The organism is Marinomonas sp. TW1, assembly GCF_001625355.1.
Lineage (GTDB): Bacteria > Pseudomonadota > Gammaproteobacteria > Pseudomonadales > Marinomonadaceae > Marinomonas.
This window is the reverse complement of record NZ_JSEE01000008.1, coordinates 194,592-210,839: the sequence shown is the minus strand read 5'-3', so window position 1 is coordinate 210,839 and position 16,248 is coordinate 194,592. Positions and strand designations below refer to the sequence as shown.

The window sequence follows — 16,248 nt, the reverse complement described above, 5'->3', positions numbered from 1 at the left end:
AATGAGTGGAGCTCATCGATGCTGAGAAGTAACTGTTGAATAGACACAAAAAAAATCCGATTAAGAAAGCTTAATCGGATTTTCTGAGGCTATTCAATTAAATTCAACCCTTAAGTGAACAGCATTACTCCAATGAGTCCATTTTTTTATGGCGAATTGTCCGCATAACCACTGCCGATGGCACTAAAGGGCAGTTTGAGTCCAAGTTCGGGCACTTGCTGACCAATCCAGGCCGGAAAGGTATTGCTGTTTGGTCCAGGAAATACTTTGTATTCGTTTTTCCAAGGATAGACTTTTACGGCTTGGGCGATTTGTGGGATAAGCGCTTGAGCTTGTTCGCCTTGTATTGATAAGAGTTTTTCGGGTTTGGCGCCAAACCAATAACGGTCCGGTGTGGGCGTTTGGTATTCCGTGAGCGCGGGCAAGCCACGATTAAGTCGCCAGCCGACCACTTCGTACACCTTATAACGGTCAGCATTTTCCGCTTTGGTGGCAATCCAAGTGTGCACAGCAAACCAACCTCGCCAACTGTATGCATCGGCCGCATAGACTTCTATAACAGCGTTTTTTTGCACTTCTGGAGAAGGCGCGATGCCAGCAGGCTCACGACTTGCTGTACGCCAGCCGTCGCTGGAACACGCGCTGACTAAACTGGCCAGTAGTACTAAACCAAATCGCTTCATCATAATGATCTCCTTCGTAGGCGTTTTTTGCCCTTTAAAATAGAGTCTTTGATCTGCAAAGAGTTCCGCTAAGCTCTAATAATGTGTGCTACTGGTAGCAAAGATGAACATAAAAACGCCGACTCATTGGTCGGCGTTGCGCAACATTCGCTTCACAATAAAGCGCTGTTATGACGTATGAGCTAAAGAATTAATTCATCTCGGTGATGAAGTCTTGCTTGGCACGACGTACTTTTTTCAAATCTTTAAGCCAATCACCTTCGTCGGCACGGTAACCTAAAGGTAACAAGATCACAGAGCGCAACCCGCGTTCAGTCAGGCCAAGAATGTCATCCACTTTTGCTGGGTCGAAACCTTCCATCGGTGTGCTGTCGACCCCTTCTTCTGCGGCGGCGATTAGAGCGGTACCTAAACCGATGTAAGCTTGGCGTGCCGCGTGTTGGTAATTGGTTTCGGCATCACGAGGCGGGTATGTGCTTAACAACATTTGACGGTAGTTTTCCCAACCTTCGTTGGTAAAGCCTCGTTCTTCGTTGACTAGGTCAAACATCGTATTAATGCGTTCTTCGGTGTAATTGTCCCATGCAGCAAAGACCAACAGATGAGAGCCATCCGTAATCTGCGCTTGGTTCCATGCATGTGGTACGATTTTCTCACGTAATGCTTTGTTAGTCACCACAATGACTTCATAAGGTTGCAGCCCACTTGACGTAGCGGTAAGGCGAATCGCTTCTAAAATGCGGTCAACTTTTTCCTGCTCGACTTCCTTGTTTGAGTTCATTTTTTTGGTGGCATAGCGCCAGTTCAATTTTTCTAGCAAATCTGACATGAGAGGTCCTTAACGGAAATGGTTTTGATCCTCTCTATATGGGTCTTCTCTATAAGGAGTTCAATATGTTCATGATGAACAAAGTGAGGACGTCAAAAAGAGGCTCAACCCTTTTCGCTGGCATTTCTTGTCATTGCTCAATTTTTATAACAAAACGCCCTAAAATGGTTCATTTAATTGTCACGATACAGTAAGGTGCCCACTTCAAAAATTCAGTGGACCCCCTCAGATGATATTTGATGTATTTTCAACGCTGGCGAAGCGTTTCTTTAGTGGTAATTTGGTACTGCAAATTGCGGTTGGCATAGTGTGTGGTGTGCTTGTGGGACAGTTTGCTCCCGATCTGGCTCTTTCAAGCCAATTGTTGGGTGACTTTTTTGTCAAAGCGCTGAAAGCCATTGCGCCAATTCTGGTGTTTATCTTAGTGATGGCCGCCATTGCGAATCATAAACAGTCGCAACATACCCATATTCGTCCTGTATTGTTTCTCTATGTGTTGGGCACGTTTGTCGCTTCCCTGACCGCGGTCGTGTTCAGCTTTTTGTTCCCAACTCAATTATTGCTTTCTGCATCAGACATGAGCCGGGCGGCACCTCAAGGTTTGGGCGAGGTATTACAAACCTTGGTCTTCAATGTTGTGGACAACCCCATCAATGCGTTAATGCAGGGGAACTATGTGGGAATTCTGGCTTGGGCGATTGGCTTAGGCTTCGGATTACGTCACGCCTCAGACTCAAGTAAACAATTTCTACAGGAAGTCGCCGACAGTGTTACTAAGCTGGTCAATGTTATTATCCGCTTAGCGCCATTTGGTATTTTTGGTCTGGTCGCCAATACCATTGCCGAAACGGGTTTTGATGCTTTATTGGGTTACAGCCATTTGTTGACTGTGTTAGTCGGTGCGATGCTATTCATTGCCTTGGTAACCAATCCATTATTGGTGTTTTGGAAACTTCGTCGCAACCCTTACCCATTAGTCTTTAAGTGCCTAAAAGAGAGTGGCATAACAGCGTTTTTCACTCGCAGTTCAGCGGCCAATATTCCTGTGAACATGTCCCTTTGTAAGCGCCTTGAGCTGGATGAAGACACCTATTCCGTCTCGATTCCTCTTGGTGCCACCATCAACATGGCGGGAGCGGCCATCACCATTACCGTTTTGACCCTAGCAGCGGTGAATACCTTAGAGATTCCATTGGATTTTGGCACGGCATTATTACTAAGTATTATTGCGGCGGTTTCCGCATGTGGTGCTTCTGGCGTCGCAGGCGGTTCTCTATTGCTGATTCCGTTAGCCTGTAGCTTGTTTAATATTTCAAATGAAGTGGCCATGCAAGTGGTGGCGGTTGGCTTTGTGATAGGTGTATTACAAGATTCAGCGGAAACGGCTTTGAACAGTTCTACCGATGCCTTGTTCACGGCTGCGGCGTGTTTATCTGAAGATAAAGCGTAAATTCTCAGGATGTTGACGAAGGGAGCATGAGCTCCCTTTTTTTGTGCGGTAGGATGTGCTCTGCTTAGTCTTCAATCAATGATGATTTACCCTTCTCAGGAGAGCCAGTTGCCCAATACGTTTCGATCCCTTGCCAATCCTAATTATCGTCTTTGGTTCAGTGGTGCTGTCATTTCCAATATTGGTGGTTGGCTGCAGCGCACGGCACAAGATTGGTTGGTGATCTCAGAATTGTCTGATAAAAATGCCGCGGCGGTAGGCTTAGTGGTGTTTCTGCAATTTGCGCCACAAATCTTTTTATTGCCCATCACGGGCTGGACGGCAGATCGAGTAGACCGTCGGAAATTGCTGTTTGTGACGCAATCTCTAATGGCCATACTGGCCCTTATTCTCGGTGTATTGGTGCTTTCTGCACAGGTTGAACTCTGGCAAGTATGTCTCTGTGCGCTTGGCTTAGGTTGCGTCGCCGCATTTGATGCGCCCGCTCGCCATGCCTTTGTTTCCGATATTGTCAGTGAAAAAGAGCTGTCTAATGCGGTTGGTCTAAATGCGGTTTCTTTCAATAGTGCGCGTTTAGTCGGGCCCGCTGTGGCGGGGATTTTGATCGCTTTGGTGGGCAGTGGTTGGGTTTTCATGATCAATGTGGTGTCATTTTTACCCTTGTTAACGGCCTTGTATTTATTGAAGCATCGTTTACCAAAAGTTGAGGCTGAACACGCACCTTCAGGCCCAGATTTAGCCAAATTTTTAGATGGTTTTCGATACATTTGGCATCACCGAGAAATGACGGTGATCTGCATCATGTCGTTTTTAATCTGTTGTTTTGGGATGAACTTTCCAGTGTACTTATCGTCTATGACGGTGCATGTGTTTGAAGGTCAGGCTGACCAATATGGTTTTCTTGTGTCCATGATGGCGATCGGATCCATTACTGGAGCAATCGTCACAGCGAGTCGTAAATCTTCGCCCTCGTTTCATTTTATGATGTATGTGGCAGCATTTTATGCGGTGAGTTGCTTTGCCGTTGCGTTGAGTCCAAGCTTTTGGTTGTTTGCCATTATGTTGATCGCACTGGGGTTGGGAACACAGTTATTCACTACCTCTACTGCTTCCTATATGCAGTTGGCGACGGAGAAAGCGTATCGTGGTCGTGTCATGGCGGTGGTGTTGGCCATTGCCATTGGCGGGACGGCGTTAGGCGCACCCATTGTTGGTTTTATCGCCGATCATTACGGTGCAAGAGCGTCGATTTTATTATGTGGTTTTTCAGGTACCTTAGCGGCCCTGTTAGGTTTTTGGTTTTTTCATCGCCAACAAGGTACTAAACACATTGAATAATGGCGAATCAAGGACTTTCGCCTATGCTAAGGAAAGCCTTTTATTTAATTGATTCATAGTCAATGGAGACGAATATGTCGCAACATCTTGTATTGAGTTTTATTGGAGAAGATAAGCCGGGTATCGTTGAGTGTTTGTCTGATGTGATTGCCCGTCATCAAGGTAATTGGTTGGAAAGTCGTATGGCTCATCTGGCGGACAAATTTGCTGGTATTTTAACGGTTTCGGTCCCTCCTGCTGAACAACAAGGGCTAATCGAAGCCTTGCAAGGTTTGGTCAGTTTAGGGCTTCATGTGACGGTTGAAACCGCCGTTGCAAAAGCGGCAGAAGGCTCGACATTGTCCTTGTCTGTTGTCGGCAATGACCGAGCCGGCATTGTTAAAGAAGTATCGCAAGTGTTGCACTCTTTGATGGTCAATGTGAAAGAGTTAACCACAAGCTGTGAACCTGCACCGATGAGTTCGGAAATGTTGTTTAAGACCGATATGGTATTGTCTGTACCAGCGAACTTACCGTTAACAGAGCTAGAAGTGGCCTTAGAGAATATCAGCAGCGATCTAATGGTAGAGCTGTCTGTTAATCAGTTTGGTTAACAGACAGCCTGATGCTTCATTAAAGAGATTCTATTTCTTAAAGAGATTTTATTTCTTGCAAACACCAATCCGCTCGGTCTAATACGGCCTGTCGTTGATCAGGTGTTTGCTTGTCCCAATTGCCGTATATCATGCCAATACGTGGGTTTTTATTCAGCCTGTCTCTGTGTTTGACCATAAAACGCCAATATAAGCTGTTCAGTGGGCAAGCTTGCTCGCCTGTTTTTTCCTTCACCTTGTAATGGCACGAGGTGCAATAATCACTCATTTTATTTATGTAGCTACCGCTCGCGGCGTAAGGTTTGGACGCGATCCAACCACCATCTGCAAATTGACTCATGCCGCGTGTATTGGGCAGTTCCACCCATTCGATGGCATCGATGTAAATGCCCAAATACCAATCGTCCACTTGCTGTGGCTCAATGCCTGTGAGAAGACAAAAATTGCCTGTCACCATCAAGCGTTGAATGTGATGAGCGTAGGCAAATTCTAGGGATTGATGAATGGCTTGTGATAAACAATTCATCTTGGTCTCCCCTGTCCAAAAATACTCAGGCAAATCTCGCTGGGCATCGAGGGCATTTTGCTGACGATAGTCCGGCATGTTTATCCAGTACATACCGCGTACGTATTCTCGCCAGCCGAGGATTTGCCTGACAAACCCTTCGATCTGCGATAAGTCTATTTGAGGATTTTGGCGAAACTGCGTGATGGCCGCTTGTATCACAGTATGGGGGGCAATCAATTTACTGTTGAGCGCAAAGGACAGACGTGAATGATACAGGCTCCAAGCATGCTCGGATTGATCTGTCATGGCATCTTGAAAACGGCCAAAGTTAGGCAATAGGTATTGGCAAAAATACTCGAGCAATTGATGGGCTTCACGCCGCGTTACTGGCCAACTAAGGTGCGAGCCAATTTGTCCAATAGAAGGAATCTGATGCTGGTGGAGGCGCGCCACAATATCATCAACAGGATGTTGAAAACACAAAGGTTGTGGAATGTCGGCTAAATCCTGTTTTTTTAGCTTGTTACGATTATTCGCGTCATAGTTCCATTGTCCGCCTTCTGGTTGCCCCTCTGGTGTGATTAAAATGTTAAAGCGTTGGCGCATTTTTCGATAGAAATGCTCCATGCGGACACTGTGCTTGGCTTTGAAATGTTTGGGAATTTCCGCAAAAGGCAGCAAAAAGTGCTCGCTATCAAACCATTCCACATTAAGTGAGGTGGTGTTTTGAAAGCGTTCTAACTGGCTGAGCAATCTGTATTCATCCGGTCTTTGTAATTGGATGCTTTGCACGCCTGCGGTTTTTGCTTGTTGGGTGAGTAGATCGGTCAGACTGAGCCCTTGGGTGTCGTCTAAGGTCAGATGACAAACTGTGTGTCCCGCTTGTTGCAACGCATCAGCGAAGCGTTTCATCGCCAAAAAGAACGCCGTGATCTTCTGAATATGGTGTTTTACATAGTGGGCTTCAGAGTGCAGTTCAGCGATTAGATACAGCACGCCAGAATCGGTTTGTTGAAACCAAGAGTGGTTTGTATTGAGCTGATCGCCCAATACCAAACGAAGGGTATGAAATTGGCTCATGAAGACCTCTTGTTTTTGCTTTTGGCTTGACTATTAGGTGAACGAACATGAGTGGCTAATATTCGCTGTTTTTCTGTGCGTACTTCAGGTCGCTTTCGAAAGCCCCAAAGACGATCACGGGCGGATTTAGCCGCCTCTTCTAAGTTGAGTATAGGCTGTGGGTAGTCGTGACCAATTTGGCACTCATAAAGTGTTTGTTCCATTGGGGACAATTGCCACGGTGTGTGGATCAGTGGTGCGGGCACCTGACTCAATTCAGGCACCCAGCGACGAATAAAGTCACCGTCTGGATCTTGGTCTTGTGACTGTTTAACCGGGTTATAAATGCGAATGGTGTTGGTCCCTGTCACCGAGGCTTGCATTTGAAACTGTGGATAGTGAATGCCGGGTTCAAAGTCGAGGAATAGTCTCGCTAATGGCTTTACGCCCATTCGCCAATCCAGATTCATGTGGTGACAAAGAAAGCTCACCAGCATGGCACGCATACGAAAGTTGATGTATCCAGTCGTGTGCAATGCGCGCATACAAGCATCGATCATTGGATAGCCAGTATTGCCAAGATACCAACGTTCAAAATCGCCCCCGACCTGATCGTCTTGGCGATAAGGAAAAGCCTGAAAAGCCTGATTCACGGGCTGATATTCCATGCGGCATTCGCTTTCAAACTTTTGCATAAAGTGGCAATGCCAATGCAGTCGTGAACTCAAGGCAATCAAGGTACGTCGCCAGCCTTTGGTATGCCAGCGAGTTAACAAGTCTTGATATACTTCTCGCAAACTGATGTTGCCCCATGCCAAATAGGGGGAAAGCCTAGTGCAGGCGGAACGGCTGGTTAGCGGGCTGGATAAGGAGCAATAATAATATTGCCCTCGTTCTTCATAGAAGCTGATGAGGGTTTGCCAGGCAAGGGTGCTGCCGCCCGTCTGCATGCCTTTTTGACTTGTTTGCCAAGGCTCTGGGATATCAATGTCGGGCGGTGTTATTTGGTACCACGTGGCTTGCTCTAGTGTTGTTTCTGCAATAGGTCGTCGCATGATCTGTTGCCAAGCTTTGTCCCAAGTTTCTCGGTTTTTCAAACCTCGAATCACGGCACCTGTCGGGAACTCATACCAAGTCACCTGCTTCTGCTGGCACCATTCTTTGATGGCAATATCGCGTTCAAACGTAATGCCCAGACCGATCTCACTACTGCTGTATAACGTGTGAAATTGCGTGGTTTGGTGAAGGGTAATCAAAGCTTGCAGCGCTTCTTGATAGTCGATGTAGAGCTTAATGTGATAGGGGGTTAATTGAGTTTGCATGTCCATTAGAGATTGCCAAACAAAGCGCCAGTGGCGTTCATCGTAATGTTCGTCGGCCACTAGGCTGGGTTCAAACACATAAAACAAAATGACAGGGTGTTGGTTATTGATGGCTTGTTGCAAAGGCTCATGGTCGGTTAAGCGTAAATCACGCTTAAACCAAACCACAGCAGGTGTTTGTGACATGTTTGGTAAGGAAGTTTGGGTCATGAGACGGCTAAAGTGTTGGGTAGAGGGGCCAATCTGCCGCATCGACAGAGTCCAGTAGGTGATCAAACTCATCACCTTGCCATTGACGAATAAACACGCCGTCAGGGTCGTATTGTGTGGTTTGTTTTTCTAGGTTAAAACGGCGACCACCACGAGGATCCGCGCCTACCCCCGCAATGTATTGCCAGTTTCCCCAGTTTGAGCCAACGTCATAGTCCACTAGCTGTTGCTCGAAATAGGCCGCACCGTAACGCCAGTCCACGCCCAGTTCGTAAATCAAACAACTGGCGACCAGTTGGCGGCCACGATTACTCATAAAGCCCGTTTGATTGAGTTGCTTCATGCAAGCATTGACGATGGGATATGGCGTGTTGCCTTGGCACCATTTACGGAAGCGTTCTGGATAATAGGACAACTTAGGCGCCTGTTTAGCCACACCATTGGGCATAAACAATCTTTTGCCATGGCATGCGGCATACCAGTGGAAGTATTCACGCCATAAAAGCTCAAAGAAAATCCAATAGGTCGATTCGTTGGCGCCTCGGTCCGTTTCGTATTGGCGCAGTGACGCTAATATTTGTCTGGGCGAAAGGCTACCTTGTGCTAACCAGGCGGAAAACTTGGTGGAGTTTTCCCAGCCAGATAAGGCATTACGAACGTCTTTGTAGTGCTTGGGTAAATCGGTGGTGAAGTAGTCGGTTAATTGCTGTTTCGCCGCGTCTTCGCCACCAACAAAAGGCCCCTGTGAAGAGATGGATTGTGCTTGCCAAGGGGTGATTTGTGCCAGAGAAAAAGCCACGGCGGTCGGCAACTCTCGAACTTTAGGGATGGGCTCTGCAATGTCCATGGTTTCGACGATACGTCGGAATTTGGAAAAGCTATCCGGCAAATCCGCAACAGCAAAAGGGAATTGCCATGGTTCAAATAAGGTTTGGCCATGATCAAGGTGAAAATGCACATCAGAAAAGCTTTTAGCCAACTGGCGGAGACTGGCTTGTTCGTTCCAGCCACTGTCATGGTTCAAAAACACGTGAGAAATAGGCAGTTCATTGAGTATTAATGTCAGACTGTTCAATGGATCCAATTGGCTGACATAAAGCATTTGCCCTAAATCTTCCAATTCTAGTGTGAGATTGTCCAAGCCTTGCAATAAAAAGCTACGACGCTGAGCAGACATGCCTTGAGTCGCATAGCGTGTAGGGCGTTTGTATTCTGGGGCATCACAGAAAAGGCAAACCAACTGATCTACTTCTTGCGCCGCTCGCCATAACATTTTTTGGTCAGCGCAACGTAAGTCATTGCTGAACCATACCAATCCCATTTTCATCCCATACCCTCACCTAACGTGTTATTTCGATACGCAGAGAGAGGTTGTTTGGATTGCTTTTTAAGGAGTAGAAGGACATAAAAAAAGGAATTTTTACTGACAAATAAAAACCTTAGTAAAAATGGGGGTATAATGCAGCGAAATTTATTATGTCAAATGTAAGGTCGTAACAAGTATGAGTTTGCCAAATTGCCCTAAATGTAATTCCGAGTATGTTTATGAAGATCAGGCCATGTTGATCTGTCCTGAATGTGCCCATGAATGGAATCCAAATGAAGTGGAAGTGGACGAAGAGGCTTTGATCATCAAAGACGCCACTGGCAAGTTGTTGCAAGAAGGCGATAAGGTGACCTTGGCAAAAGATTTGAAGGTGAAAGGGTCATCTCAAGTGCTGAAAATTGGTACTAAGGCGACGATCAAACGCCTGGTCGATGGCGATCACGACATTGACTGTAAAGTGGATGGCGCAGGCGACATGATGTTGAAATCACAGTTTGTGAAAAAAGCGTCAGCTTAGTCACGCCGAACATCAACAGAGAAGGCCGTGCCTCGAAAAAATGAGCATAATAATGCTCATTTTTTGTTTCTGATGAATTAAATGAGTAATTATTTTCTCATTTAATCAATCTAGGCTATATTTTGAGCATAATATTGCGCATTAGGGGCTTGATGTGAAATCGACTTTAACAGACGAACAGAAACAGAATTTGCTCATTGATCTGCTTAGGCAACACATGCTGGGGGAGCTGACTCAAGGGCAGCTACTGAAGTATCTTCGCAAACAGTTTCTGGGGATCTCGCAAGGTGAGTTTGCCGATCAAGTCGGTGTGAGCCGCCGTACCTTAACAGACATTGAGTTAGACAAAGGCCATCCTGCGCAAACCATTATTAATAAAGTTTTCGAACCCTTTGGGGTGAAATCCAGTTTGGCACCGATCGAACCCCATGTGGCTTGCTATTTACTGGTGGGCAAAACACCCAGTTAATGCGTCTACGAGAGCGATTAATCCATTTTGCCTGTATTTCGTTTAGCGTTTCGCGTTTAAACGCCAATAGGCTTTGGTGTGGTTGTTCCTTCCCATTACTTGACGCTCGTTGCGTAAAAAGTGACGAACTTGTTTCGCTGCGTCAGACTCAAATGCTCCCCACACGGCATCAATGTCAGTGACGTTATCCAGAGCCGCTAACACCTTTTCTCCTTGTTGTTGAGGGGCGCAAACAAGGCGTTCTATGTGGGCACCATCAGGCAAGTCCGTAACCTTAAAATACGCTTGTTCCGTTTCTTTCTCGCTGAGTAGGATGATGTAAGGCGCGATGGGGTTTTGCCATTGCTCTAAAAGGCCGGCAAGTGCTGGGTAAGCTGTCTCATCAGCGATGAGTAAAGCTTGCCCTTGATGCAAATGTGGGTGTTTGTCTTTGGCTTCTGAGCGACTGGAAATAATATCGCCTTTGCTAAGGTTTTTTACCCACTGGCTGCCAGGCGTGTTGCCATGGGTGAAAACATCAACGTGCGCTTGATCGATAAAGTTAGACCCTTCTGATTGCCAAGCGTTACGCAGGGTGTAAAGACGTACATCCTTATTGGCACTCATTAGGAGTTTTTGACGATACTTAGTGGAGAGGTGTTTCATTAGCCAGATAAAGGCTCGGTCAAATAGATTTTTCTGCCAAGATTTTTTACCTTGAGATGAGGCCGCTAACTCAGGTTGCTTCTGCAAACTTTTTAACACAAAAGCAAAGGCGTGGCCTGGGTAGTAATCCGGTAATGGTGTTGAAGATTGCAGTGTCAATCGAGTGATGTTTGGCGTGACCTTTTGCGTATTGATGACTTCAAAAAAGCGTTTCCCCGTACCGCTAAAATCACGGCCTTGTTTTACAATCGCGGCATAGGCAAGGTATAAAATTTTATCTTCTAGGCTACCGTTGATGACAAACGGCGCAAAAATGTCCTGCTGACTCTCTGACGTACTGTCTTCTGATGGCTTTGCTTCTAAGGTGCTAGCTTGAATCAAAACCCCTTCTTCAAAGAGATCCACAATCTTGGCCGATACAATCTTGAATGAGCGGCTTAAATGGCTTTCGGCGATGGCCAATACTTCTTCACTGTGATCTTGATTCACGTGCTCAAGGATGTCGAGTTTGTGATCTAGGTCTTGGATGGGGGAACGTGATTCCATGTTACCTCTGGTGAGCTGGTGGCGAATACTTTAAATAACCATAGGGGCAAGCAAGCCCCTATGGTGAGTTATGTTGTTGTGATTAACGGTTGGGGACTATAAACGGTACAGAGCACTGATACCAATGGTGCGAGTTTGTCCAACGGTCGCGATGGTCCCTTCACGGTAATACACTACGTCTTCGTTTGTGAGATTTTTAACATAGCCTGTTATGGTCAAATCCCCTAAAAGATATTGAGCACGAGCATCAAGAAGAGTGTGATTGCCTGCTTCATTGGCGTCACTGTTATCAAGAGAGGAGTAATATTGGCTAACATAATTTGCATCGGCACCGAATGACCAATTGTCACCCAGGTATTGTGTGAAGCCTAAGCCAATGTTGGTTTCTGGTGCACCGGATAACTGATTGCCTTCATTGCTATCATTTTTATCGATCTCGGAGCGCAATAAACCAACGGAGCCACGTAATTCAAAGTTGTTCGTCAACCAAGTGCTGGTTTCCAGTTCGAAGCCATAAGTATGGGCCGCATCAACATTGACGACGGTAAAACCACTTGCGGCTTGATAGTCCGTGTAGTCATTATAGAAAAGGTTAGCGTTTAATCGAGTGCCGTTGGCAAAGAGGCTCTTACTGCTGATCTCGAAGGCTGTCACGGCTTCACTGTCGAATTCATAAGCTTCATTTGTTGATGTATTAATACCAGTACCAGAAGGGCTATAGCCTTTGCGAATGCTTGCCCCAAGTGTGGTGGTGTCAGAAATGGCATGAGTAAGGCCGATCTTAGGCAGGTAGTGAGTTTGGTCTAGGTCTTGGTTTACGTCGCTGCCCCCATTGAAAGAACCTGTTTTATCAACGTCTTCACGCTCGATGCGTAATCCTAGGCTGACTTGAGTTAGTTTGGATAAGGCATAACTTGTTTCGCCATAGGCTGCCGTGGTATTCGTCGTGTAGCTGGTATCAATGTTCACGCCTTGTGTGGCATCAATCACAGAATCTTTGTTAGAAGCATAAAGTCCTAATACACCAGACCAATCAGATTGTTGGTTATTAAAAATAATGCGGTTTTCTAGCGAGCTAGTATCTTGTTGGATGTCATATGTGTTGGTGACTGTGGCTACCGAATAGCCATCGGCGTATAAATCTGAATTACTATGGCTGATGTGAAGTGAGTTGGTTAGGCCGCTACGGATCTGGTAATCCACATCCAGTGCAATAGATTGGTCCGTTGAATCTTGTTGGCGAGAAATGGTTCCGCTGTCCAAGGTAAGCGTTTGGCTATCAATGCCTTCTTCTGTATTACTGGCGAAGCGGATGTGTTCACCGTCGTTTTTATGATGGTTGACGGTCAATTTGGCGGAGAGCTCTGGAATACTAGCAGGTTGCCAGAGGAGTTTGCCTCGAATATTAAGGCTCTCTGATTCGCTTAAGTTCGGCGTGTCATCATAGCCATTGGTATCATAGTTCAGCCAACCTTCTCCTTTGGTTTCATCGATGGCGATACGATACGCCAATTCATCTTCAATGAGGGCTCCAGAAGACATGGCCGCCACATTGTATTTTAGGTTGCCATTTTTGTAGCTTTCTACACCCGCTTGGACCGCCGCTTCACTTTCAAAGGTTGGATCATTGGTATTGATAACAAGAGCGCCTGCAATTGCACTAGCCCCTTGTGTTGTGGATTGTGGTCCACGTAACACTTCCACTTGTTGAGCATCCCATAAACCGATAGGCGAAAAATTGTACCCTGACCAGTCTTGAGGCGTACCGTCAACCACGGTGGCCACTCGAGCACGAGAGCCAGTGATCAACGCCAAACCACCGGTTGCGGCGCCACCACCAGAAATACCTCGAACGTTAATGTTACCAAAGGAGCCAGGAATGACGTTGGGTGCTTGTGTCGCGATGTCTTTGGCTTGTTTTGTTTCGCCTGTTTCAAGTTCATCAGAGGTTATAACCGTGACCGCTGTGATGGTATCTTTCAAGCTCTTGTCTATCTTTTCGCCTGTGATGACTATGGTGTCGAGATCCACTTCAGCCGCAAAGGTAGGCTGAATCATCATGGCGCTAATAACCGATACGGCGATCAAGGTGAGCTTGTAAGGGCTGTGAAGAGACATTTGTATCTTATTCGACATTGAATGTTTTCCTTTTATGAAATATGGCTAACGAGTGGTATGACTGTATGGCGAAGAGGCCTGCATGAGACTGTCTTTTAGTAACGGACGAATAATGCAGGCGACGAGTAGTGTGATGACCGCTCCGCCAGCCACAACACCGCTGTATTGCAGCTGTTTTGCTAAGGCCAGACTGGCTGCGGAATAAGCGAAGCCAAGTAGTGATGCCACGCTAAACTGAAGCGTGAAGAAGGTGGCTTTTCTTAGCGTGAGTGCGGCTTTGTCCATCATGATGGTGGAAGACACCACCAACATCGCCGGAAAACTGATGAAATGTAAGGTAATGGCAGCATAAACCATGATTTTACTAGTGACGCCTAATGTTAGGCACAGCACAAATATCAGAGAAGTGAATTGTATAAACGTCACCGCCACCAGAGCATTTACGCGGCCAATTTTATTAATCAGTGGTGTCGCAAGCAGCGCTGAAAAGAGCCCAACGATAGAGCCGTAAATTTTCATCACGAAGCCAATCTCATCGAGTGGCCAGCCTAGATCGACAAGAAGCGGGTTGAGTAGTGCGAATCCACAGGTTGAGCCAATTGGGTACAAGCTCAATAGTAGAAACCAACGTCTGTGTTTTAGAATGAACGCTTTAATGTCTTTAAAAAGGTGTTGGCCGCTTTCGTTTTGTTGTGTCGGTTCCGCCGCTTGGTCTGGCTCTTTAAAGAACAGCATTTGCACAAGGGAGATGGTGGTCAATCCAGCCAACAACCATAAAGAGCCTTGCCACCCTAGCCAAGGGTAAAGCATGAGAATCACACCACCGCCAATGATGTTACCGAGTAGATTTCCTGAAAACTGCACACTGTTAGCGAACTTACGGGTGTCTGCATCAAATAATTTGCAAGAGAGTCCATCAATCGACACGTCTTGTATGCTCATGAAGAAAACATAACAAGCCAATACCAGTAATATCCCGCTAAATTGGGTTTCGAAGTCTAACGCGCCCGCTAATACAAGCAATAATGCCATGGATCCTTGCGCGAGTATGAGCCAACTTCTGTATCTACCTTGTAGGTTTACTAAGCATATATATCGTAAGTTTACGTGAAATTTGTCAATTATCGGGGCATAGAAGACTTTACCTGCAAGCGGCAATACGGCGAGGTTTAAGAGCGCCAACTGATCCAGTTCAGCGCCCTGCTGGCGCAAGATCACAACGGCCGCAGAAAGGATAAAGGCGACGCCTATATATTGCGTCACATAAGTGCTGGCTAACATGAACCAAGGGTGATGGCGGTTTTTCATGAATGAATCCTAATGGTCATCTTATGCAAATCATCAAGACGCAAGGGTGCGACATAGATGGCGTTTGCATAAGGAATTAACAGTCGAAGTAAACTTCTATGGGAAAGAGACAAGCCAACTAAGACGTTTTAGAAAGTCTATCGAGGAAAAGCAAAGCATTCTTTCGAAAGCAGACATGTCACTTTTGAAAACGGAAAAAAGCTTAGGCTGAATGTCGTATGCACAGCGCTTGGCGATATTCACTTGGGGTAACACCCACTTCGCTTTTAAATAAGGTGGCAAAGTGTGCTTGGCTTTTGAAGCCGACATCGTGAGCAATGTCGGTGATGGGTTGGCTGTTAGCGAGTCGTTTTTGAGCCGTTTCGATACGGGTTTTACGTAACCAGTCGCGAAAGCTCATGCCCAGTAGTTGTTTGATGTCTTGCTTGACATAAGTACGATTACTGCCTGCGAGGCGTGCCACAGCGGACAATGGCCAGTCCAACTGTAGGTTCATCTGTATGTGGTTTAAAGCATGATTTAATTGGTCGATACGTGTGTTCTGAGTGGCTTGGCTTTTTAGACGATGTTGATGAAGAAACAAGGCCAGCACTTCTTGCGCTTTGGCTTTAATAAAGAGTTCTCGTTCAAATCCTTGTAACTCGCAATTCCAAACCACTTCGCAACATTGCAGTATGTCCACCGGAATCGGGCCAGCTTCTGCCAAGCGTACCTGAGGAACATTGTGCGGCACATTGGTTGTTAATTCGGGCAGGATGCTTCTTTTTCCTAGGTGCTCCAGGGACAAATGGATGGAAAAGGTTTGCCAGTTACTGTCGCTTGGAAAGTTCATATAGGAAGGGCATGATTCGTCCACTAACGCTACCATGTAGTTATGACTGTAGTCTTTTTGTCTGTCCATGCCTTTGTTTAATGTTTGGCACTGGCACTTACCAATCATAGAAATATACAGGCCGGGTTGGTGAACATTCACAATGGAAGTCTCTTCATCAAAATGGTGGTTAACCGTCCGCACCCAACTTGATGGATCGAAATCTAAATTAAATTGTTCAAACGTCGCAATTTGCTCAACAGAATGAAAAGACACGTTGTTTCTCCTACAAAAAGTCGTGTTAGCAAGACTAACAACAGATAATGTTTATATTATTAATAATCATTATCAATTGCGAAGGTTATTTTCGATAATCTTTTGTTCTGGTTAAGAGGGCGGATGGTATGCGCTGTTGTTGCGTTTTTTTAGGAGTTAAACGCTAGACGGGGTCTCTTTCTAGGTGAAAACGAAGGCGGTGTTGATTGCATTATGGCGGGACACACGGAAACTGAATC

14 protein-coding genes are annotated in these 16,248 nt (G+C 46.0%); 5 read left to right on the top strand and 9 right to left on the bottom strand.

Translation table 11 applies throughout. The features are described 5' to 3' along the window. Positions 1-146 precede the first annotated feature (146 nt). Positions 147-686: a DUF3750 domain-containing protein gene (locus OA79_RS09390; RefSeq protein ID WP_082825433.1), complete on the bottom strand. Its 540-nt coding sequence runs from the start codon at positions 684-686 to the stop codon at positions 147-149. Between the two features lie 187 nt (positions 687-873). Further along, positions 874-1,512, bottom strand: a complete 639-nt coding sequence (locus tag OA79_RS09385; protein WP_063332969.1) for an NAD(P)H-dependent oxidoreductase — start codon at positions 1,510-1,512, stop codon at positions 874-876. Positions 1,513-1,741: 229 nt separating this feature from the next. Between OA79_RS09385 and sstT the strand changes: the two genes are divergently transcribed. The 3 genes from sstT to OA79_RS09370 all read left to right on the top strand — a co-directional run bounded on the left by sstT (position 1,742) and on the right by OA79_RS09370 (position 4,893). Then, positions 1,742-2,962 carry a serine/threonine transporter SstT gene (gene sstT, locus OA79_RS09380; protein WP_063332968.1) on the top strand — a complete coding sequence of 407 codons (1,221 nt, stop codon included), beginning with the start codon at positions 1,742-1,744 and terminating at the stop codon, positions 2,960-2,962. A 108-nt stretch (positions 2,963-3,070) separates the two neighbouring features. Continuing rightward, positions 3,071-4,300: an MFS transporter gene (locus tag OA79_RS09375; RefSeq protein WP_063332980.1), complete on the top strand. Its 1,230-nt coding sequence runs from the start codon at positions 3,071-3,073 to the stop codon at positions 4,298-4,300. A gap of 74 nt (positions 4,301-4,374) precedes the next feature. Then, the gene (locus OA79_RS09370; protein WP_063332967.1) at positions 4,375-4,893 is read left to right on the top strand and encodes a glycine cleavage system protein R; all 519 of its coding nucleotides are present in this window, start codon (positions 4,375-4,377) and stop codon (positions 4,891-4,893) included. Between the two features lie 37 nt (positions 4,894-4,930). Here OA79_RS09370 and OA79_RS09365 read toward each other — a convergent pair whose 3' ends face one another. The 3 genes from OA79_RS09365 to OA79_RS09355 are packed head-to-tail and all read right to left on the bottom strand — an operon-like array spanning position 4,931 to position 9,319. After that, positions 4,931-6,481 carry a cryptochrome/photolyase family protein gene (locus tag OA79_RS09365; protein ID WP_063332966.1) on the bottom strand — a complete coding sequence of 517 codons (1,551 nt, stop codon included), beginning with the start codon at positions 6,479-6,481 and terminating at the stop codon, positions 4,931-4,933. Beyond that, positions 6,478-8,064 carry a cryptochrome/deoxyribodipyrimidine photo-lyase family protein gene (locus tag OA79_RS09360; protein WP_231908842.1) on the bottom strand — a complete coding sequence of 529 codons (1,587 nt, stop codon included), beginning with the start codon at positions 8,062-8,064 and terminating at the stop codon, positions 6,478-6,480. The genes OA79_RS09365 and OA79_RS09360 overlap by 4 nt, the downstream gene beginning before the upstream one ends. Beyond that, positions 8,000-9,319 (bottom strand): DASH family cryptochrome, encoded by a 1,320-nt coding sequence (locus tag OA79_RS09355; protein WP_063332965.1) that lies wholly within the window; start codon positions 9,317-9,319, stop codon positions 8,000-8,002. The genes OA79_RS09360 and OA79_RS09355 overlap by 65 nt, the downstream gene beginning before the upstream one ends. Before the next feature lie 175 nt (positions 9,320-9,494). Here OA79_RS09355 and OA79_RS09350 point away from each other — a divergent pair, with 175 nt between their 5' ends. Both OA79_RS09350 and OA79_RS09345 read left to right on the top strand, forming a co-directional pair. After that, positions 9,495-9,836 carry a zinc ribbon domain-containing protein YjdM gene (locus OA79_RS09350; RefSeq protein ID WP_063332964.1) on the top strand — a complete coding sequence of 114 codons (342 nt, stop codon included), beginning with the start codon at positions 9,495-9,497 and terminating at the stop codon, positions 9,834-9,836. 154 nt (positions 9,837-9,990) lie between these two features. Continuing rightward, entirely contained in the window at positions 9,991-10,305 is a 315-nt protein-coding gene (locus OA79_RS09345) for a helix-turn-helix transcriptional regulator (RefSeq protein ID WP_063332963.1), read from the top strand. Between the two features lie 42 nt (positions 10,306-10,347). On the opposite strand, the gene OA79_RS09340 is transcribed toward OA79_RS09345, so the two are convergent. From OA79_RS09340 to OA79_RS09325, 4 genes are all read right to left on the bottom strand, one after another. Beyond that, the gene (locus OA79_RS09340; RefSeq protein WP_063332962.1) at positions 10,348-11,496 is read right to left on the bottom strand and encodes a siderophore-interacting protein; all 1,149 of its coding nucleotides are present in this window, start codon (positions 11,494-11,496) and stop codon (positions 10,348-10,350) included. 96 nt (positions 11,497-11,592) lie between these two features. Next, complete coding sequence (locus tag OA79_RS09335) at positions 11,593-13,632, bottom strand: TonB-dependent receptor (protein ID WP_063332961.1); 2,040 nt, start codon at positions 13,630-13,632, stop codon at positions 11,593-11,595. A 27-nt stretch (positions 13,633-13,659) separates the two neighbouring features. Next, on the bottom strand, positions 13,660-14,922 hold the full coding sequence (locus OA79_RS09330; RefSeq protein ID WP_063332960.1) for an MFS transporter: 1,263 nt from the start codon (positions 14,920-14,922) through the stop codon (positions 13,660-13,662). 202 nt (positions 14,923-15,124) lie between these two features. Continuing rightward, the gene (locus OA79_RS09325; protein WP_063332959.1) at positions 15,125-16,009 is read right to left on the bottom strand and encodes a helix-turn-helix transcriptional regulator; all 885 of its coding nucleotides are present in this window, start codon (positions 16,007-16,009) and stop codon (positions 15,125-15,127) included. Between the last annotated feature and the right edge of the window lie 239 nt (positions 16,010-16,248).

Bases quoted from the DNA above. Each gene is read 5' to 3' on its own strand.
- OA79_RS09390 (WP_082825433.1), bottom strand. From the start codon at position 686: ATGATGAAGCGATTTGGTTTAGTACTACTGGCCAGTTTAGTCAGCGCG.
- OA79_RS09385 (WP_063332969.1), bottom strand. From the start codon at position 1,512: ATGTCAGATTTGCTAGAAAAATTGAACTGGCGCTATGCCACCAAAAAA.
- sstT (WP_063332968.1), top strand. From the start codon at position 1,742: ATGATATTTGATGTATTTTCAACGCTGGCGAAGCGTTTCTTTAGTGGT.
- OA79_RS09370 (WP_063332967.1), top strand. From the start codon at position 4,375: ATGTCGCAACATCTTGTATTGAGTTTTATTGGAGAAGATAAGCCGGGT.
- OA79_RS09365 (WP_063332966.1), bottom strand. From the start codon at position 6,481: ATGAGCCAATTTCATACCCTTCGTTTGGTATTGGGCGATCAGCTCAAT.
- OA79_RS09360 (WP_231908842.1), bottom strand. From the start codon at position 8,064: ATGAGTTTGATCACCTACTGGACTCTGTCGATGCGGCAGATTGGCCCC.
- OA79_RS09355 (WP_063332965.1), bottom strand. From the start codon at position 9,319: ATGAAAATGGGATTGGTATGGTTCAGCAATGACTTACGTTGCGCTGAC.
- OA79_RS09350 (WP_063332964.1), top strand. From the start codon at position 9,495: ATGAGTTTGCCAAATTGCCCTAAATGTAATTCCGAGTATGTTTATGAA.
- OA79_RS09340 (WP_063332962.1), bottom strand. From the start codon at position 11,496: ATGGAATCACGTTCCCCCATCCAAGACCTAGATCACAAACTCGACATC.
- OA79_RS09335 (WP_063332961.1), bottom strand. From the start codon at position 13,632: ATGTCGAATAAGATACAAATGTCTCTTCACAGCCCTTACAAGCTCACC.
- OA79_RS09330 (WP_063332960.1), bottom strand. From the start codon at position 14,922: ATGAAAAACCGCCATCACCCTTGGTTCATGTTAGCCAGCACTTATGTG.